The sequence below is a fragment of the Sulfitobacter mediterraneus genome, assembly GCF_003054325.1.
GTDB lineage: Bacteria > Pseudomonadota > Alphaproteobacteria > Rhodobacterales > Rhodobacteraceae > Sulfitobacter > Sulfitobacter mediterraneus.
This window is the reverse complement of sequence record NZ_QBKU01000016.1, coordinates 23977-43419: the sequence shown is the minus strand read 5'-3', so window position 1 is coordinate 43419 and position 19443 is coordinate 23977. Positions and strand designations below refer to the sequence as shown.

Genomic DNA, 19443 nt, shown 5'->3' with positions numbered 1-19443 from the left:
CTCAGGTCCACATGTTGGAGCCGCCACAGACCGTCAGCGCCTGACCGGTCATGTATTTGCTGGCATCAGAGGCAAGGAACACCGCAAGCCCGGCAAAATCTTCCGGCTCTCCCAAACGGCGCAGGGGGATCTCTTCCTTGATGCGGTTTTCGACCTCGGGATTGTCCCACAGCTCGCGGGCAAATTCGGTTTTCACAAGGCCGGGGCAGATCGCGTTAAAGCGCAGACCTTTGGGTCCGAACTCCGCCGCCAAGTTTCGGCACAGACCGATCAGCGCCAGTTTTGACATGCCGTAGGTGCCCAGCATAGTTGAAGGTTTGAACGCCCCGATGGAAGATGTAAACGCCATGGAGCCAGCGCCCTTTTCAATCATATCAGGCGCCACCATCTGGGCCAGCCAGAGGTTGGATTTGACGTTGGCATTCATGGTCTTGTCATAGGCATCGTCGGGGATTTGTGAGGTCTTGCCGTAATAGGGGTTTACCCCTGCATTGCCGATCACAACGTCGATCTTGCCCGCCTTTTCATGGGTTTGATCGACCAGCGCCTGAAGCTGTTCCTTATAGCCAACGTTGCAGGCCACACCAAAGGCCTTGCCCTTGCCGCGGGCATTGATGCCCGCCGCCGCTTCGTCCAGCTGATCTTGCTTGCGGGCGGAAATCACGACAGTCGCGCCGTGATCGGCAAGGGCGGTGGCCATCGCCAGCCCCATGCCTTTGGACGCGCCGGTAAGCAGCGCGACCTTTCCTGTCAGATCAAACAGATCGCTCATCCCATGAACCCCGCAGAACCGCGTGCCTCTGTATGGGCCTTGGCAGCGGTCTGGCGCGAGTTGCTGTCTTTGTAGGTTTTCACCTCATGGCGGGCGATCACATGGTGGTGCACCTCATCGGGGCCATCTGCATACCGCAGGGTCCGCTGCTGAGCATACATGCCAGAGAGTGGCGACCATTGGCTGATGCCTGTCGCGCCATGCACCTGCATCGCCTGATCAATGATATCGCAGACCTGCTCTGGCACTTTGGCCTTGATCATCGACACCCAGATGCGGGCCTCCTTGTTGCCCAGCACATCCATCGCCTTGGCGGCCTTGAGCACCAGCAGACGCATCGATTCAATCTCGATCTTGGCGCGGGAAATGGTTTCCATGTTCTTGCCCAGATCGACGATCTTTTTGCCAAAGGCGACGCGGCTGAGGCCGCGTTCGATCATCAGATCCAGCGCCTTTTCGGCTTGCCCGATAGAGCGCATGCAATGGTGAATACGGCCTGGTCCAAGGCGCACCTGGCTGATTTCAAAACCGCGCCCTTCGCCCCAAAGCATGTTTTCCTCAGGCACGCGCACATTGGTGAACTTGATGTGCATATGCCCGTGCGGCGCATCGTCATGGCCAAAGACATGCATCGGGCCCAAGATCTCAACACCGGGGTGGTCCATCGGCACAAGGATCTGGCTTTGCTGGCGGAACGCTTCGGCGTCGGGGGAGGTTTTGACCATCACGATCATGATTTTGCAGCGCGGATCACCAGCGCCGGAGATGTAGTATTTCTCGCCGTTGATCACCCATTCACCGTTTTCCAGCACCGCGGAGGTCGAGATGTTCTTGGCATCCGAAGAGGCGACATCCGGCTCTGTCATCGCAAAGGCAGAGCGGATTTCACCCGCCAGCAACGGCTTGAGCCATGTGTCTTTCTGCTGCTGGGTGCCGACCCGTTCCAGCACTTCCATATTGCCGGTGTCCGGCGCAGAACAATTCAGCGTCTCAGACGCCAGCGGGTTCTTGCCCAGCTCGGCCGCGATATAGGCGTAGTCGAGATTGGACAGGCCTTCGCCGGTTTCGGCATTGGGCAGGAAAAAGTTCCACAAACCGCTTTCACGGGCCTTTTGCTTGGCGCCTTCCATTAGTTCGGTCTGGCGCGGATGATAGGACCAACGGTTTTCGTTGCTGTCGGCAAGGCGGTGGAACTCTTCGGAAATCGGATCGACATTTTCGCGAATGTGCTTGATCACGGCGTTCAGCAGTGGCTTGGCCTTGTCAGACATTTCCAGATTGTTCAGGCTGAGTGGCGAATTGCTATCGGACATATTGTGCCTCCTTGGCGTGGTTTACTTGTTCACCCATTGGGGTGCGCGTTTCTCGACAAAGGCGTTGACGCCTTCTTTGAAATCTTCGGTTTTGGACAGATCGGCGATGACTTCGCGGGAATATCCGATGCTTTGCTGCATGCCGTCGCGGGCGTACATGTCATTAAGCACCCGTTTCGTCGCCTTGACCGCAGAGGGGGAGACCGAGCAAAGCTGCTCGGCTTTCTCCATGGCTTTTGCCATCAGTTCGTCATGGGGATGCACCGCGTTGACACAGCCCATTTCCAAGGCTTCCGCCGCGCCAATGGTGCGGCCCGTAAACATCATTTCCTGCGCGGCCAAACGGCCAATGTAGCGCGACAGGCGCTGCACACCGGAGGCGGCGGCGAAAAAGCCGACCTTGACCTCGGGCAGCGCAAACTTGGCGTTCTCAGAGGCCAGAATGATGTCGCAGCTCAGCGCGGTTTCAAAGCCGCCGCCCATGGCAAAGCCGTTGACGGCCGCGATGATCGGTTTCTCCAGATCGAAACGCGCGGACAGGCCGGCAAAACCGGATGGCGTCATCTCTTTCTTGGATCCGCCCGCCGCCGTGGCCTTAAGATCATTGCCCGCAGAAAACGCCTTGTCCCCCGCGCCGGTCAGAACCGCGACCCAGAGATCCTGATCCGCTGCAAAAGCGTCCCAGCAATCGGCCATCTCGTTGTGCATATCCACATGCACCGCGTTGTAGACATCGGGGCGGTTCATGGTGACCACCAGAATATGCCCCTGTTTCTCGGTCTTGATGAATTCGTAGCTCATACCTTGAGCCCCCCTGTGTCTACTTCAGTGAATTTGCCGCCCTCAGCGGCCAGTGTGCGCAGTGTCTCTGCCGGTGCAAATGCGGCATCTTCGGCGCCCAACGCTTCCATCCGGTTCAGCACCGCCTGTGCGCCGACCATATCGCCATAGAACATCGGTCCGCCCTTGTCGGCGGGCCAGCCATATCCATTCAGCCAGACCACATCGACATCCGAGGGCCGCTGCGCCTTGTTTTCCTCAAGGATTTTCACCGCCTCGTTGATCATCGGATAGATGCAGATCTCGATGATTTCATCGGCGCTCATCTTGGATGGCTCTGCGCCGGTGATCTCGCGGATGATGCCCGCGGTCACATCCGAAGGCACCGGGCGGCGGTTTTCGTCATAGTCATAAAAGCCCGCTTTGGTTTTTTGCCCGCGCCGGTCCAGCTCACACAGGGCATCACGGATCGGATTGTCGGTCTTGGCCCCCTTGGACCAGCCGATATCAAGCCCCGCCAGATCGGACATCTGAAACGGCCCCATCTTGAACCCGAACTGGTTCAGCGCCGCATCCACATCCCATGGCATCACGCCCTGATAGACCAGTTTATTGGCCTGAATTTGCCGGGCGAACAAAATCCGGTTGCCGACAAAGCCGGGGCAAACCCCGACCAGAGTGGCAATCTTGTTGATGTCTTTGGCCAGCGCCATGCAGGTGGCGACGACATCATCGGCGGTGTGTTTGGCGCGGACAATCTCAAGCAGTTTCATCACATTGGCGGGGGAGAAAAAGTGCAACCCGATCACATCTTCGGGGCGCTTTGTCATGCCGGCAATCTCGTTGATATCCAACGCCGACGTGTTGGTGGCCAAAATCGCGCCCGGCTTCATCACTGCGTCCAGTTCGGTGAAGATCTTGCGCTTCAGCTCCATATTCTCAAATACCGCTTCGATGATCAGGTCACAATCGGCCAGATCGGCAATCGCCAGACGCCCGTCAAAGCGGGCCATCCGCGCCTCGACCTCGTCCTGGGGAAAGCGGCCCTTGTCCGAACTACGCTGATAATTGCCGCGCACCACGGCAAGACCGCGATCCAGCGCCTCTTGCGTGGTTTCAACAATCCTGACCTGAAAACCAGCGGTGGCAAAGTTCATCGCAATGCCGCCGCCCATCGTGCCAGCACCGATGATGCCAACGGTCTTGATCGGGCGCAGGGGCGTATCAGCGGGCAGGCCCGGCACCTCCCATGCCGCTTTGCCGGATGCGGCGATATAGCTGCCGATTTGGTCTTCGGTCGGCGTCATCATATTTTAGCCTCTTGGTTGTCCAGACAGGCCGCGCGGATCGCGCGGCGGTCAATCTTGTCGGTCGCGCCACGGGTCAGCACATCGCGCTGTGCCCATAGATGCGTGGGAATTTTAAACTTGGCGAGATGCCCGTCCAGAAACGCCGCCATATCCGCATGGGACAGGCTGGCACCATTGCGCAGCTGGACAGCCGCGCCAACGGTCTCTCCCAGACGCTCATCTGGCACGGAAAAGGCAGCGGCCTCCAACACGTCGGGATGACGGTGCAGCGCCCCTTCGACATCCAGACAGGCGATGTTTTCACCGCCCCGGATGATGATGTTTTTCTTGCGATCGTGAATGGTGACGTAACCTTCGGCGTCAATTGTGCCCAGATCACCTGTGCGCAGCCATCCGTCCTGCAAGGTCTCGGCGGTCGCCTCGGGCTTGTTCAGATAACAGCGCATGTTCGCCGGGCTTTTGACCGTGATCTCGCCCATTTGTCCCACCGGCACATCGTTGCCGTCGTCATCGAGAAACCGCAGTTCCTGTACGGGCGGATGCAACTTCCCTGCGCTTTCGGGGCGGGCGGCGTAATCATCGCCGATCATACCGATACCCAAGGCATTGGTCTCGGTCATGCCCCAACCTGTCGCCACGCCTGCGTTTGGAAAAGCATCGACCAGTTGCGAGACCTGCGCGGCGGGCCGTTTGGCGCCGCCCGATCCGATATAATCCAGCGTCGGCAGGGCCTCGCCCATCTCGCGCGCCGCAATCATCAGTTCGGCCGATTGCGTGGGCACCCCGAGAAAGCGGGTGATGTCATTGTCCCGGATCAGGCGCACGGCCTCTGCGGCATCCCATTTGTGCATCATCGTGATCTTGGCCCCCGCAGGCAGGCTCAGCAAAAACAGCGGATGCGTGGCGGTTACATGAAACAGCGGCGTCACCACCAGCGCCGAAGGGCGCGGCGGCGGCGGGGCATCGGGCGCAGGCGGGTCGATCAGCGGCGCCACAACCGATTGCATCAGCCAGCTGAATACCGCGTTCACCGCGCTGCGGTGGGTTTGAACCACGCCTTTGGGATGGCCGGTCGTGCCGGAGGAATACATCACCGCAAAATCGTCGTCTGTATCAATGGCAACCTGCGGCGCGGCGCTGGTCGTCGCGGCGGCGTCAAGATCGGCAAAACTGTGATCGCCCTGGCCCTCACCATCGCGCACTCCAACCAGGGTCAGCCTCAGATCGGCCTGCAACGGCAGCATCCGTTCCAGTCGCGGCCCATCGGCAAAGATCACCTTGGCCGCGCTGTCGCGCAGGGCGTAATCCAGCTCTTCGGTGGTCCACCAGGCATTCACAAACACAACAACCGCCCCAATAGAGGAGATCGCCAAAGTCATGATCAACAGCTCGGGATAGTTGCGCATGGCAATGGCCACACGGTCACCCTGTTTTACCCCAAGCTGCCGCGTCAAGGCATCCGCTTGCCGATGCACGGCGGCGCAGAACTGGTCATAGGTCAGGAATTCATCGCAATAGGCCAGATACTCCCACGCGCCATCGCTATGCCGCGCATGCCCTGCCGCCATCAGTGCAGGTACAGTGCCGGGAATATTCTTGAACGCGCGGAATGTGACGCCCCGCACCTCTGCCGGCCCCACTTCAAAAACCGGATCTGTTGTAATGACGTGATGCACCGCCGCTTCTGGTGTCATCGCTGTCATGGCAGCAACCTTGTGGTCTGCATGTCGTCCTCCCATTGCAGATTTACGCACAACCCTCCCCGGAGGTGCGACTCTGTTACCCAAAGGTTAGGCAGTTAAGAGGGATCTGCCAATACCGCATAACGGAACCAAGTTCCGCATTTTTTACACCAGACCAAGGCAAGGCCCGTTGCGGTATGGTTTTCAGCTTATATCAAGGCCCAGAACGGGCCAGATTTACGCAGCGTCACGAAGGCACGTGCACAGCAGATCGACCGCCCTGTCATATGCGCAAGGTTCTAACAAACGTCCCGGCAAGATCAAATTTTTGCCCCTGTCCGATGGCACATCCTGTCTGCCACCCTTAGGAGAACCGGCCTTGGTCCAAGTCATTGCACATCACGAAGTCTCGCCCAATGGTGAAGAGGATATCCGGCTGGAGAACGTGGCCGAATTCATCATGGACCAACCTCAGGTGTTTTGGCTGCTTTATGTCTTGAACATGAATTGGGTTGTGAACGACGAAATTGTCGAGGCGATGATTGCCAGACCCGATGCCGACCTGGCCATCATTGCGCATTTGTTTTGGGGCTCCGAACCCAGCTATTATTGCAAATATCCAGCGAGACTCCCCGGATCCAATGTCGAACTCATTCTGAGGAATCTGCGTAAAGGATGGTACAAAAACAGTGAATTCTCGCTGCCTCGCGGCCTTTTCGCGGGGCGTGCCACCGCATTCATCCGCTTTGCGTCATTGCCGGAAAACACAGCTTTTGATGTGCCATTGAAGTTATTCGGCCCGTTCCAGCCCTAGTTTTTCAAGCGGCTCAACCGTTTCGGCCCCAACAGATCCTGCGTCAGCCCGCAATTCGCAAAATCCGTTGGCAGTGGCTTATCGGTGCCAATTGGACCTGTCAGTGTTGAAGGATCTGGTTAAGAAACTTTTTCGCGCGGTCGGTACGCGGGTTTTCGAAGAACGAGATCGGGTCGTTGCGTTCGATCACGCTGCCTTCTTCCATAAAAATGATCTGATCAGCCACTTCGCGGGCGAAACCCATTTCATGAGTCACGCAGAGCATTGTCATGCCGTCATTGGCGAGTTCTTTCATCACTTCAAGCACCTCGGAGATCATTTCCGGGTCCAGCGCAGAGGTAGGTTCGTCAAACAGCATGACCTTGGGGTCCATGGTCAGGGCACGGGCGATGGCGACGCGTTGTTGTTGGCCGCCAGACAGTTGGCCCGGAAATTTCTGCGCCTGATTGGCAATCTGGACCCGGTCCAGCAGATCCAGCGCTTTTTTCTCGGCTTTAGCACGGGATTGGCCCAGAACCCGGCGCAGTCCAAAGGTGCAATTGTCCAGAACGGTCATATGGGGGAAAAGGTTGAACTGTTGAAACACCATGCCAACGGTCAGGCGGATTGCTTCGAGGTCTTTGAGATCCTCGGACAGCAGTACGCCATCGACATTGATATCGCCGTCATTGTGTTGTTCAAGGTTGTTGATGCAGCGGATCAGCGTTGATTTACCAGATCCGGAGGGCCCGCAGATCACCAGCTTTTCGCCGGGGGCAACCTCAAGCGAGATGTCGCGAAGCGCGTGATATTCACCATACCATTTGTTGACGGCGGTCATCGAGATGATGGGAGCGGGATTGGTCATGGGTGCATTCCTTGTAGGTCGTCAATGCCGTGAGGCTTCGATGCCGCGTTCAAGATGGGCGCCGTATTGGGCGATTGAAAAACAGATCACAAAAAAGGTGAAAGAGACGACGATCAGCCCTTCGACATCGAGGCCGATCCATTCGAGATATTGAAAGACGGCGCGGATGGTGCCGACCAGCTCAAGCAGGCCAACGATCATTACCAGAGTGGTTTCTTTGAACAGGCCAATGAAATTGTTGATCAGTGCGGGCACCGAATTGCGCAGGGCCTGGGGCATGATGATGAAAAAGATGGTCTTCCAATAGCCACAGCCCATTGCATAGGAGGCCTCGAACTGGCCCTTGGGCAAGGCCTGGATCGCGCCGCGCAGGATCTCAGCCTTATAAGCGGCAGAGACAAATATCATCACTGCCAGAATGCGCAGAAGCCGGTCGATTTCCATGCCGCCGGGCAGGAAGATTTGCAGCATCAGCGAGGCCATGAACAGAAACGTCAAGAGCGGCACGGCGCGGACAAATTCGATATAGATCACGCAGATCCAGCGGATGATCGGCAGTTTGGATTGGCGTCCCAGGGCCAGTAGGACTGATACGGGCAGGGACAGGCACATGGCGATGGTGCCCAAAAAGAAGGTGAGCATCAGGCCGCCAAAAACAGTGGAGGGCATGACCTCCAGAAAGCCGCCGCCTTTGAGAAGCAACCACAGGGCAACGGGGAGCAGGGCGGCGTAGGCCAAGACCAAGCTGCGCGGCATTCTGCGGGAAAAGAGCAAGGGAAAGGCAAGCAATCCCAAGAGGAAGGCGACGTTGACCCGCCATTCCTGTTCGGCGGGGTAGGGGCCGTAGACAAAGACGTTAAAGTACTCAAAAATCGGTATCCAGCAGGCCGCGTCCGCGGTGCAGGCTTGTCGCCCTTCGCCGGAAAAGACCGCCGAGAATACCAGCCAATCGAGCGCAGGCGGAATTTGCCAGAGCAGGATCAGACCGACAAAAACCGTGATCAGGGTGCTTGTGATGTCCTGAAACAGATTGCGGCGCATCCATTGTGCCAAACTGGCAAATGAGCGATCGGTGGCGGCGGGGGCGCGGGGTGTAACGGGCAGGTTTGAGATCTCGTGAACGGGCATCGCCTATCTCTCCTTGATCTGTACAGCTTTGTTGACTTTTCCCATCACGGCGGACAGGGCCAGATTGAGAACCATGTAGGTGGTCATGACGATGGCGATACATTCGATGGCTTGGCCGGTGATGTTCAGCGTACTGCCGCCGGTGGTGCCCATAACATCAAGAAACCCGATGGCGGTGCCGAGGGCGGCGGCCTTGAGGATGTTGATGTAGTTTGAGGTCATGGGCGGGACGATTGCGCGCAGGGCCTGCGGGATCACGACCTCTAGCATGACGATGCGGCGCCGTGCGCCCAAGGCTTGGGCGGCTTCGGCCTGTCCTTTGGGGACGGCCATGACCGCGCCGCGGATCACCTCGGCGCAATGGGTTGAGAAATAGACGGTCACAGCCACCCACATCACCAGAAATTCGGGTGGCAGGACCATGCCGCCGGTAAAGCCAAATCCCTCAAGTTCAGGATAGGTAAATGACACGGGCGCCCCGGACACGAGGGTTGCGGCAAAGATGAGGGCGGCCAAGGCGCTGATGCCTGCCAAAAGACGCAGAGATCTGGCGCGGCGGTGCAGGCGGCGACGAATGGCGGCCAGTAGGCCGAGGGCAAGTGCGACAAAGATCAAAGTGGCCAGTGGGCCGTATTGCCAGTGCACCGCTGGCATCACGAAGCCGCGGTTGGACAGGAAAGCGATGTCAAACACCGGGATCGCCTGCCGCACCGATGGCAGGGCCAGAAAAATACCGTACCAGATGAAAATATGCACCAGCACCGGCACGTTGCGCAGATATTCCAGCGCCACACGCGAGGTCACCGACAACAACCAGTTGGGCGACAGCCGCGCCATGGCCAATGCAAGCCCGCAGAGGGTGGCGGTGACAATTGTGACCGCGGCAAAGAACACCGTGTTCAGCGTGCCGACCAGCCATGCATAGGTGAGGGTGGCGGTGCGGGAGGAGTAGTCAACCAGCGAAAAGTTAATGTCATAGCCAGCGCGTTCGGACAGGAACCCAAAGCCGCTGGTGACACCGGAGTTTTGCAGGTTGGTCACCGCGTTGAACCCGGCAAAGCCAAGGATTGCGGCCAATCCGGCAAGGGCCATCGCCTGTAGCGACAGATTGCGAAGCTGTCTGTTGCGCCAGAGTTTTTGCATGATGGCCCCCGTGATGTTTTGATGTGGGAGATGGGGCGGTGTGAGCCGCCCCATCGGATTTAGCGGAAGGGGTAGGCGTACAGCAGGCCGCCTTCATTCCACTGGGCGTTCAGGCCGCGCTCAAAAGCGAGGGGCGAGTTTGCGCCAAGGTGGCGGTCGAACAATTCACCGTAGTTGCCGACCGCCTCAATCGCGGCGCGGGCCCAGCCGGTTTCAAGGCCGAGGCCCTCACCGATGCTGCCTTCGGAGCCAAGCAAACGCTTGATCCCCGGCCCGCCAGTGTCTGCCATTGATGCGGCGTTGGCCTTGGTTACACCCATTTCTTCGGCGGCGATCAGGGCCATGGCCGTCCATGCGGCGACATCTCGCCAGCGGCCTTCGCCGGCTTTTACATATGGGCCAAGCGGTTCTTTTGAGATGACGTCAGGCAGCAAAATATGTGCATCTGCGTCTGACATGCCCAAACGGGTTGCGGCCAAGGCGGAGCGGTCATTGGTGATCACGTCACAGCGGCCCGCAAGGTAGGCTGTTTTGGCTTCAGCGGACCCTTCGATGATCAGGGCCTTGTAGGTCATGCCATTGGTTTCAAAGAAATCATTGACGTTTCGTTCGCTTGTAGTGCCCGGATAGGTACAAACGGTTGCGCCGCTCAGATCGGCGGCACTGGACACGCCAAGTGCCTTTTTGACCAGAAAGCCCTGACCGTCATAGAACCAAGGGGTGGTCACATCGACACCATTGCGCATGTCGCGGGTCGCGGTGAAGGTCGTTGTGCGCGACAGCACGTCGATCTCATCGGTGACGAGGGCGGTCAGGCGGTTTTTGGAACTCATCGTGGAGAATTCGACTTTGGTTGCGTCGCCCAGAACGGCGGCGGCCAAGGCGCGGCAATAATCGACATCAAAGCCCTGCCATGTACCTTCGGCGTCGGGCGTTGCGAATCCGGCTTTGCCCAGATGAATCCCGCATTTCAGGACACCGCGGTCTTTAATTTCATCCAACTTGTCGGCCATGGCGGGCATGGCAAAGCAAATCGAAGCCGCGACGGCGGCGCTCAGTCGTTTGGCGAACATCTCACATCCTTTAGTTATGTATGCATTGGCTACATCTTGATTGGCTTTTTGTATACAAAAAATATGAAAATGAATCATTTTGGGCGACATAATTCGACGCGCCGCAGCAGCGGCAGCGTGACAAATCATTCAATTTCAATAGGTATGAGGGTGTCTAGCTGTTTGCTTGCAATGCAGACAAATGTTCAATCAGCGCATGTGAGTTGAGCAGGATATGGCTTTCCAACCTGTCACAGGCGCCTTGAACGTCCTGATTCCGGCAGGCCTGGAGGATTTGATTGTGGTCGCGCACCGAACGGTCGGGATTGCGGAACATCCGCATTGGCGAGCGCAGTCGGGTGATGGACCCCATATATAGGTCTTCGATCAGCGCCATAGTGTGAGGTTTGTTGGCAGGGCCGCAGAGGATCTTGTGAAATTCAAAGTTCAGCTTGGGCCATTCGTCGGGTTGGCAGGTCAGCATCTTTTGATTGATCTCGGAGGCCTTTTGGATGTGCGCGTCTGTCATCACCGGAATGGCGAGGCGTAGCATCCACATTTCCAACTGGCACCTGATTTCATAGTATTCTCTGATCAATTTGAGATCTACGCCTGCAACCACTGTGCGGCCTGTCGGACCAATCTGCACCAACCCTTCCTGGGCGAGTTCCTTGAGTGCCTCACGCACGGGAGTGCGGCTGACGCCCAGCAATTCGGCGATTTCGGTTTGGCGCAGGGCTTCTCCATCGGAAAAGGTGTTGCCGAGAACCAGCTCCCTGAGGCGGTCGACGGTTTGCCCGGCGGCGCGCTTCTTCTTTTGGGATTCCATATTGTACTCGCTCTTGTGCCTGCTTTGGCCATTATAGAGATGCGCGGCGGATATGGGCAACTTGCTTGTATAAAGTGGATACAAATGATCTTAGATAGGTGGGTTTATGTATACAGTTAGATTTGATTGAAGGAATCGCCAGATGTTCACGGTCTTGAAGAATGCCAAGGTCTTTGCGCCAGAGGATCTTGGCAGGGCTGATATCCTGATCTGCGGCTCGCGGATTGTTGCGATCGAAAAAGATCTCGCGGTTTCGGGTTTGCCAGAATGCACAGTTATAGACGCAAGCGCACGTATCGCCACCCCGGGGATTGTGGATGGGCATGTGCATCTGACCGGCGGCGGCGGTGAGGGCGGTTTTGCCACGCGAACACCCGAGGTGAAGGTAGAGACGCTTTGCACGCATGGGGTTTGCACGGTGGCTGGCCTGCTGGGAACCGATACGCTGGGCCGACATCCAGAAACCCTTTTGGCCAAGGTGAACGGGCTGCGGGCCGAGGGGGTATCGGCGTATATGTTTACGGGCGGATATTGTTGGCCGTCGCCTACGGTGATGGGTGCAGTGGACCGGGACATTGCCTTTATTGACGCGGTGATTGGCGCAAAGATTGCAATCACCGATCATCGGTCGTCGCAAATGACGGCGCAGGAACTGTCGCGGTTGACCAGTCTGGCACGGGTCGGCGGCATGATCGGCGGGAAGGCCGGGCGTGTGGTTGCCCATTTGGGGGCAGGCAAGGCCGGGTTTGGATTGTTGCACGAGGTTATTGAGACAACAGATATTCCAATTGGGCAGTTTATTCCGACCCATGTGAACCGCAATGAGGCGCTGTTTGATCAGGCGTATGCATGGCTGGGCGCAGGGGGACACATTGATTTTACCTCAGGGATCAACCGCAAGGCCAAGCCGGGCGGAGCAGTGAAACCAAGCGTCGGGATTGCGCAGTGCTTTCGCGATGACATCGGCTTTGACCGGGTGACCATGACCAGTGACGGCAATGGGTCTGCACCGGTTTTTGACGCGGGCGGTACCTGCATAGGCATCGGTATTGGAGGGTTTGAGGGTATGTTGCAGGAAACCCGCGATCTTGTGGGAATCGAAGGATTACCGCTGGAACAGGCCTTGCGGCCAGTGACGTCTAGCGCGGCAACTGTCTTGGGGTTGGGCGACAAGAAAGGGCATCTGGCCGTGGGCGCGGATGCGGATATCCTGCTGTTGGACGAAGATCTGGCGATTGATCACGTCTTTGCGCGCGGGAAACACATGGTTCGACAGGGCGATCCGATTGTGTTTGGCGCGTTTTCACGCGGCTAGGTGTACAGCCGCGGACATCTGAGCAACCATCCCATAGGAGCCGTTTAGTTCAGGCAACTCATCGTCATTGTAGAAGTTGCGGGTGATCTCACGGTAGATGATCGATCGGCGCCGATTGAGCCGCCGAGCAATCTCGGTCACGTTGACCTTGAGATGTAAAAGATCTTCGATCGTACCGCGTTCGGCGGGATTTAACTCAGTATATTTCATAAACTGTTCTCCTGACTTTCCAGCAAGATCGGGGAAATTTCGCCTCCCAGTTTAGAATGTGCCGTGGTGTGAATCCAATCACCCGTAATTCACATTATGTAACTAAACTCCATCAACCCTATCCCACCTCGGGATACACATGCGTCCGTTTCACCACCCCGTAAACAAAGCTGGTGTCGATTGACCCGATCCCGCCAATCGGGTGCAGGCGTTCGCGCACAAACCGTTCGTAGCCTTCCAGATCGCTCACCACGACCCGCAGCAGGTAATCCGACAGGCCCGTCATCACCATGCATTCCAGCACCTCGGGAATGCGTTTCATCTGATCTTCAAAGTGCCCCACGACATCCTTGGTGTGTTTGTCCAGCGTGATCCGCACCATCACCGTCACCGGCAACCCATAGGCCTGCGCGTCCACGTCCACGCTATAACCGGTGATCGCCCCGCTTTGTTCAAGCAGTCGCAGCCGCCGCAAACAAGGAGATGGCGACAGGTTCACCGCCGCGGCAAGGTCAAGGTTGGTCATGCGCCCGTTGGCTTGCAGCGCACGGATGATTTTTCGGTCACTTGCGTCAAGTTTTGGCATTTTGTTCCAACATTGATGAAACCATAGCACAACATAGCAACTAATGACCTCTGATCCTAGCTGATAATGCCTCCAGAATCGAGGAGACAGCGATGCGTTCCACTGACTATGACTTTTCCACCCGCGCCATTCACCACGGCTATGATCCGCAATCCCATCAGGGGGCGTTGAACCCGCCGGTCTATATGTCCTCCACCTTCACTTTTGACACTGCCGAATCCGGCGGCGCGATGTTTGCGGGGGAAAAGGAGGGGCATTTCTATTCGCGCATCTCCAACCCGACCCTCGATCATCTCGAACAGCGGATCGCCAATCTTGAGGGCGGCGAAGCGGGCCTTTGCACGGCTTCTGGCATGGGCGCGATCACCTCGACCCTGTGGTCGTTTCTTGAGGCCGGTGATGAGGTGATCATCGACAAAACGCTCTATGGCTGCACCTTTGCGTTCATGACCCACGGATTGCCCCGCTTTGGCGTCAAGGTGACGCTGGTGGATATGACCAACCCCGAAAACCTGACCCATGCGATCAGCGCCAAAACCAAGATCGTGTATTTTGAAACACCCGCGAACCCCAACAACCGGTTGGTGGATATCGCGGCGGTGTCCCGGATTGCCCATCGCGCGGGGGCCAAGGTGGTGGTCGACAACACCTATGCCACGCCGGTGATCACCCGCCCGCTTGAACACGGGGCCGATATCGTTGTGCATTCGGCAACCAAGTTTCTCAGCGGTCATGGCGATGTTGTGGCCGGGCTGATCGTCGGCAGCCTTGAGGATATCACCCAGATCCGCCTTGTGGGCCTCAAGGATATGACCGGCGCTGTGATGTCACCCATGACGGCCATGTTGCTGCTGCGCGGGATCAAAACGTTGGAACTGCGCATGGAACGGCACTGCAAAACCGCCGCAGAAGTGGCGCAGGCGTTGGAGGCCCATCCCGCCGTGCTCAGCGTCAGCTATCCCGGTCTCGACAGCTTTGCCCAACGTGACCTCGCCCGCCGCCAGATGGCCAGTTTTGGCGGCATGATCCCCTTTGAGGTCAAGGGCGGCAAGGCGGGCGGCATTGCCCTGATGAACCGTCTGAATCTGATCCAGCGGGCGGTCAGCCTTGGCGATGCCGAAAGCCTGATCCAGCACCCCGCCAGCATGACCCATTCGACCTATACCCCCGAGGAACGTGCCGAACATGGCATCGCCGAAGGGCTGGTGCGCCTGTCTGTCGGCCTCGAAGGGGCGGCGGACCTGATAAACGATCTGGATGGTGCGCTTGGCGCGCATAACATGCAGGCTGCCTGACCTCCCAGAGGCAGCAACTGGGCGCAGGCAGGGGAGTTCCTGCGCCCATTTTTCCCAACAAAATCGGAATAGACCCATGACAAATCCCAAGATCCTTGGCGATGACGCCAGCCTGCCGCCTGCTTCGACCAAGGGGGGATGGCTCAATGATCTGAACCGCGCCCGCGCCGCCGGGCCGTTTCTGGCCGCCCATCCCGCGCCCGGCACCGGGCCCTCCACCACCGCCGTGCATGCCGGCACCCATGATGATCCGCGCACCGGCGCGGTGGGCACCCCGATTTATCAGGCCTCGACCTTTGTGTTGAACGACGGCCAGTACCGTTCTGTCGAAGATGGATTTGCCCGCGACCGGTTCATCTATTCGCGCTATGGCAACCCCTCCCAATGGGCGGTTCAGGAAAAGCTGGCCGCGCTTGAGGGTGCCGAATCCGCCATCGTCTTCAGCTCCGGCATGGCCGCGATCACCAGCACCGTTTTGGCACTGATGGACAAGGGCGCACATGTCGTCGCCTCCAGCGATCTTTACGGCGGAACGTTCAACCTCTTTAACCAAGAGTTCCCGACGCTGGGCATGTCCTGCACCATGGTGGATTCCTACGATTTTGACGCCATCGAAGCCGCGATCCAACCCAACACCCAGATGCTGTATTTTGAGGCGATCACCAATCCACTGCTCAAGGTGATCGACATCCCGCGTTTGGCCGAGATTGCGAAACGCCGGAACGTGCGGCTGGTGGTCGATGCGACATTTGCCCCGCCCGTGGCCATGCGCACGCTGGATCATGGGGTGGATGTGGTGATCCATTCCGCTTCCAAATACCTCAACGGGCACAGCGATCTGATTGCCGGTGTCGCCGCTGGCCCGCGCAAACTGATTGATATGATCTGGCCGCGATTGCTCAACTACGGCGGCTCCCTTGATCCGCATGCCTGTTTCTTGCTGGAACGCGGGCTCAAAACCCTCGCCGTGCGGATGCGTGCCCATGAAGAAAGCGCGCTGGCGCTGGCCGAATATCTCGAAAGCCACCCGCGTGTGCAAAAGGTGTTCTACCCCTTCCTGCCCAGCCATCCTGACTATGACACCGCCAGCCGCCTGCTGAAAAACGGCACCGGCAATGTGACTTTTTTCATCGAAGGGGGCGATGCTGCCGCGCTGCGTTTGGTCGATGCCCTGAACATCCCCAAACAGGCCACCAGCCTTGGCGGTGTCGAAAGCCTGATCAGCCTGCCGTTCAACACCTCGCAGGCCACATTCACCGCCAAACAACGGGCCGATGTCGGCATCGATCCGGGCTGCGTGCGCCTGTCGGTCGGGATCGAAGACGCCGCCGATCTGATCGCCGATTTCAAACAGGCCCTCACAGCTATTTACCCAGCAAAGGAAGCCGCACATGCGTAACGCCATCCCCACCGCCGCCCTCAGCGAATTTGTAAACGAAGTTGCCGCCGCCCCCGAAGAGGCGATCATGGATTATGGTCTTGAAGTAAAATGGCAAAGCGGCACCCGCGCCATCAGCGAAACCAAACCGATGAAAGTCGGCCCGCATCAGGTCAGCCGCTCGTTCAGCTGGACATCGGACGAGCCGCGCCAATTGATGGGCAACAACCACGGCCCCAACCCGCAGGAACTGCTGCTGTCGGGTCTGGGGTCTTGCATGATGGTCAGCTTTATCGCCGGGGCCACCGCCGAGGGCATTCAGCTTGAATCGGTGCGCATTGATTTTGACGCCACGCTGGACCTGCGAGGGTTTATGGGGCTGGGCACCAACAGCACCGTGGGCTTTCCCGAAATCCGCTATCAAATCCACGTCACCGGCGATGCCACAGCCGAAGAATTTGCCGAACTGCACCGCAAATCCGTGGCCCACAGCCCCAATGCACAGACGATCCTGAACCCTGTGCACTTGAACGGCGACATTATCAGCACCCGGATCGAAAACTGATCTAACATTCCCCTGCCCGCACCCGAGGAAGGCACCGCCATGACACAGATTGACCAAACCCATCTCAAGACAATCGAACAGCGGCTCTTGTGGCTGTCGCACTGGATGATCCACAACGCCAACCACATCCGCCCCAAGGCGGACGGGATCAAGGTCGGCGGGCATCAGGCCTCCTCTGCCTCCATGGTCTCCATCATGACCGCCCTTTACTACAGCGCCCTGCGCCCCGAAGACCGGGTGGCGGTCAAACCTCATGCCTCGCCGATCTTTCACGCAATCCAGTATCTGATGGGCAACCAAACCCGCGAAAAAATGGAAAACTTCCGCGGCTTTCATGGGGTGCAAAGCTATCCCAGCCGCACCAAAGACATCGACGATGTGGATTTCTCCACCGGATCTGTTGGTCTTGGCGTGGCGATTACGTCATTTGCTTCGCTGGTGCAGGACTACATCACCGCCAAGGACTGGGGGGATGGCCTGCCGCTGGGCCGGATGGTCGCGCTGGTGGGCGATGCGGAACTGGACGAAGGCAATGTTTACGAGGCCCTGCAAGAGGGCTGGAAAAACGATCTGCGCAACACATGGTGGATCATCGATTACAACCGCCAGTCGTTGGACGGTGTGGTGCGCGAGGGGCTGTTCAAACGCATCGAACAGATCTTTGACGCCTTCGGCTGGGATGTGGTCAAGGTCAAATACGGCGCCCTGCAACGGGCCGCCTTTACCGAACCGGGCGGTGACAAGCTGCGCGACTGGATCGACAATTGCCCCAACCAGCTTTATTCGGCGCTCACCTTTATGGGCGGCGCGGTCTGGCGCGAACGGCTGATGGAGGCGCTTGGCGATCAGGGCGATGTGACCGCGCTCATCGACGCCCGCTCGGACGATGAACTCGCCGACCTGATGGAAAATCTCGGCGGCAACTGCGTTGAGACAATGGCCGAAACCTTTGACGCCATCGACCACGACCGCCCCACATGTTTTCTGGCCTATACGGTCAAGGGCTGGGGCACGCCAATCGCGGGTCACAAGGACAATCACGGCGGCCTGATGAACAAAACCCAGATGGGGCAATGGCAAAAACACATGGGCGTGGCCGAAGGCGACGAGTGGGAAAAATTCGCCACCGTCCAAGACCCCGCCGCGCTGCAAGCCTTCCTCGACAAAGCACCGTTCTTTGCCAAAGGCCGCCGCCGCTTTACCGATGACAAACTGCCGGTTCCGGCGATTGATCTGGCCACTGACCGCGAGATTTCGACACAAATGGCCTTTGGCAAAGTGCTTGATGATCTGTCCAAAGGTGACAGTGATCTGGCCGCCCGCATCGTCACCATGTCGCCCGACGTGACCGGCACCACGAACCTTGGCCCTTGGGTGAACCGGCGCAAGCTGTTTGCCCGTACCGAACAGGCCGACACCTTTATCAACGAAAAAATCCCCTCAACCGCAAAGTGGGAATTCACCCCCAAGGGCCAGCATATCGAACTGGGCATCGCCGAGATGAACCTGTTCTTGTTGCTGGGCGCGGCGGGCCTGTCGCATGCGCTGTTTGGCAAACGGGTGATCCCCATCGGCACGGTCTACGATCCCTTTGTCGCCCGCGGTCTCGATGCGCTGAACTACGCCTGTTATCAGGATGCGCGGTTTATGATCATCGGCACACCCTCCGGCGTGACCCTCGCCCCCGAAGGCGGCGCGCACCAATCCATCGGTTCACCCCTCATCGGGATGAGCCAGGACGGGCTGGCCAGCTTTGAACCCGCCTTTGCGGACGAGTTGGCCGTGATCATGAAATGGGCCTTTGATTATCTGCAAAAAGACGGTGAAGGCGACCCGGACGAACGCACTTGGCTGCGCGATGAAACCGGCGGCTCTGTCTATCTGCGCCTGACAACCAACCCCATCGAACAGCCCGGCAAACGTGTGGATGAGGATTTTCGCCAAGGCGCGATCGACGGGGCCTATTGGCTGCGCAAACCCGGGCCGAATTGCGAGGTGGTGATCGCCTATCAAGGGGCCGTCGCCCCCGAAGCGATCAAAGCGGCGGGCATCATCGCCGAAGGGCGGCGCGATGTTGGCGTGCTGGCCGTGACCTCTGCCGACCGGTTGAATGCGGGATGGACGGCGGCGCAACGGGCCCGCGCCCGTGGCAATGCCGCCGCGCAAAGCCATGTCGAAACCCTGCTGTCCGCCCTGCCCCGCGATTGCAAACTGATCACAGTGATTGATGGCCATCCCGCCACGCTGTCTTGGCTTGGGTCCGTGATCGGGCATCAAACGGTACCGCTCGGCGTCGAACACTTTGGCCAGACCGGCACCATCGCCGATCTTTATCGCCACTTTGGCATTGATGCCGCGTCAATCGTTGAAAAAGTGCAAGGGCTGACACCGGGGCGCAGCGTGGTACACCGCATCGCGAGCTAG

The 19443-nt window shown here is 58.3% G+C and carries 18 protein-coding genes; 6 read left to right on the top strand and 12 right to left on the bottom strand.

Features of this window, described 5'->3' with window-relative positions:
* Position 1: 1 nt before the first annotated feature.
* From C8N31_RS19000 to C8N31_RS18980, 5 genes are read right to left on the bottom strand one after another with little or no spacing between them, the layout of a single operon-like run.
* Positions 2-772 carry an SDR family NAD(P)-dependent oxidoreductase gene (locus C8N31_RS19000; protein WP_025046889.1) on the bottom strand — a complete coding sequence of 257 codons (771 nt, stop codon included), beginning with the start codon at positions 770-772 and terminating at the stop codon, positions 2-4.
* Positions 769-2085 (bottom strand): acyl-CoA dehydrogenase family protein, encoded by a 1317-nt coding sequence (locus C8N31_RS18995; RefSeq protein ID WP_037910891.1) that lies wholly within the window; start codon positions 2083-2085, stop codon positions 769-771. The genes C8N31_RS19000 and C8N31_RS18995 overlap by 4 nt, the downstream gene beginning before the upstream one ends.
* 21 nt (positions 2086-2106) lie before the next feature.
* Positions 2107-2886, bottom strand: a complete 780-nt coding sequence (locus C8N31_RS18990; protein WP_025046830.1) for an enoyl-CoA hydratase-related protein — start codon at positions 2884-2886, stop codon at positions 2107-2109.
* Positions 2883-4175: a 3-hydroxyacyl-CoA dehydrogenase gene (locus tag C8N31_RS18985; RefSeq protein WP_025046831.1), complete on the bottom strand. Its 1293-nt coding sequence runs from the start codon at positions 4173-4175 to the stop codon at positions 2883-2885. The genes C8N31_RS18990 and C8N31_RS18985 overlap by 4 nt, the downstream gene beginning before the upstream one ends.
* Entirely contained in the window at positions 4172-5878 is a 1707-nt protein-coding gene (locus tag C8N31_RS18980) for a class I adenylate-forming enzyme family protein (protein WP_025046832.1), read from the bottom strand. The genes C8N31_RS18985 and C8N31_RS18980 overlap by 4 nt, the downstream gene beginning before the upstream one ends.
* A 358-nt stretch (positions 5879-6236) precedes the next feature.
* Between C8N31_RS18980 and C8N31_RS18975 the strand changes: the two genes are divergently transcribed.
* On the top strand, positions 6237-6671 hold the full coding sequence (locus C8N31_RS18975) for a DUF4274 domain-containing protein (RefSeq protein ID WP_146173153.1): 435 nt from the start codon (positions 6237-6239) through the stop codon (positions 6669-6671).
* 100 nt (positions 6672-6771) lie between these two features.
* Here the strand turns inward: C8N31_RS18975 and C8N31_RS18970 are convergent, their stop codons facing one another.
* The 5 genes from C8N31_RS18970 to C8N31_RS20655 all read right to left on the bottom strand — a co-directional run bounded on the left by C8N31_RS18970 (position 6772) and on the right by C8N31_RS20655 (position 11670).
* Positions 6772-7518, bottom strand: a complete 747-nt coding sequence (locus C8N31_RS18970; protein WP_037917659.1) for an amino acid ABC transporter ATP-binding protein — start codon at positions 7516-7518, stop codon at positions 6772-6774.
* Positions 7519-7539: 21 nt separating this feature from the next.
* Positions 7540-8646, bottom strand: a complete 1107-nt coding sequence (locus C8N31_RS18965) for an amino acid ABC transporter permease (RefSeq protein ID WP_025046835.1) — start codon at positions 8644-8646, stop codon at positions 7540-7542.
* A gap of 3 nt (positions 8647-8649) precedes the next feature.
* The gene (locus C8N31_RS18960) at positions 8650-9789 is read right to left on the bottom strand and encodes an amino acid ABC transporter permease (protein WP_025046836.1); all 1140 of its coding nucleotides are present in this window, start codon (positions 9787-9789) and stop codon (positions 8650-8652) included.
* Between the two features lie 59 nt (positions 9790-9848).
* Entirely contained in the window at positions 9849-10862 is a 1014-nt protein-coding gene (locus C8N31_RS18955) for an amino acid ABC transporter substrate-binding protein (protein WP_025046837.1), read from the bottom strand.
* Positions 10863-11016: 154 nt separating this feature from the next.
* Positions 11017-11670, bottom strand: a complete 654-nt coding sequence (locus tag C8N31_RS20655) for a GntR family transcriptional regulator (RefSeq protein ID WP_025046838.1) — start codon at positions 11668-11670, stop codon at positions 11017-11019.
* Positions 11671-11812: 142 nt separating this feature from the next.
* On the opposite strand from C8N31_RS20655, the gene iadA reads away from it, so the two are divergent.
* Positions 11813-12985, top strand: coding sequence for a beta-aspartyl-peptidase (gene iadA, locus C8N31_RS18945; RefSeq protein ID WP_025046839.1), 1173 nt, complete (start codon positions 11813-11815; stop codon positions 12983-12985).
* Here iadA and C8N31_RS18940 read toward each other — a convergent pair.
* Complete coding sequence (locus C8N31_RS18940; protein ID WP_025046840.1) at positions 12974-13195, bottom strand: helix-turn-helix domain-containing protein; 222 nt, start codon at positions 13193-13195, stop codon at positions 12974-12976. The two genes, iadA and C8N31_RS18940, sit on opposite strands and share 12 nt — an antisense overlap.
* Before the next feature lie 118 nt (positions 13196-13313).
* Complete coding sequence (locus C8N31_RS18935; protein ID WP_025046841.1) at positions 13314-13781, bottom strand: Lrp/AsnC family transcriptional regulator; 468 nt, start codon at positions 13779-13781, stop codon at positions 13314-13316.
* 92 nt (positions 13782-13873) lie between these two features.
* On the opposite strand from C8N31_RS18935, the gene C8N31_RS18930 reads away from it, so the two are divergent.
* The 4 genes from C8N31_RS18930 to C8N31_RS18915 all read left to right on the top strand — a co-directional run bounded on the left by C8N31_RS18930 (position 13874) and on the right by C8N31_RS18915 (position 19443).
* The gene (locus C8N31_RS18930) at positions 13874-15076 is read left to right on the top strand and encodes a methionine gamma-lyase (RefSeq protein ID WP_025046842.1); all 1203 of its coding nucleotides are present in this window, start codon (positions 13874-13876) and stop codon (positions 15074-15076) included.
* Between the two features lie 76 nt (positions 15077-15152).
* A complete protein-coding gene (locus C8N31_RS18925; RefSeq protein WP_025046843.1) occupies positions 15153-16475 on the top strand; it encodes a trans-sulfuration enzyme family protein in 1323 nt (440 codons plus the stop codon).
* On the top strand, positions 16468-17019 hold the full coding sequence (locus C8N31_RS18920; protein ID WP_025046844.1) for an OsmC family protein: 552 nt from the start codon (positions 16468-16470) through the stop codon (positions 17017-17019). Before C8N31_RS18925 ends, C8N31_RS18920 begins: the two co-directional genes overlap by 8 nt.
* A 39-nt stretch (positions 17020-17058) precedes the next feature.
* Positions 17059-19443, top strand: coding sequence for a transketolase-like TK C-terminal-containing protein (locus tag C8N31_RS18915; RefSeq protein ID WP_025046845.1), 2385 nt, complete (start codon positions 17059-17061; stop codon positions 19441-19443).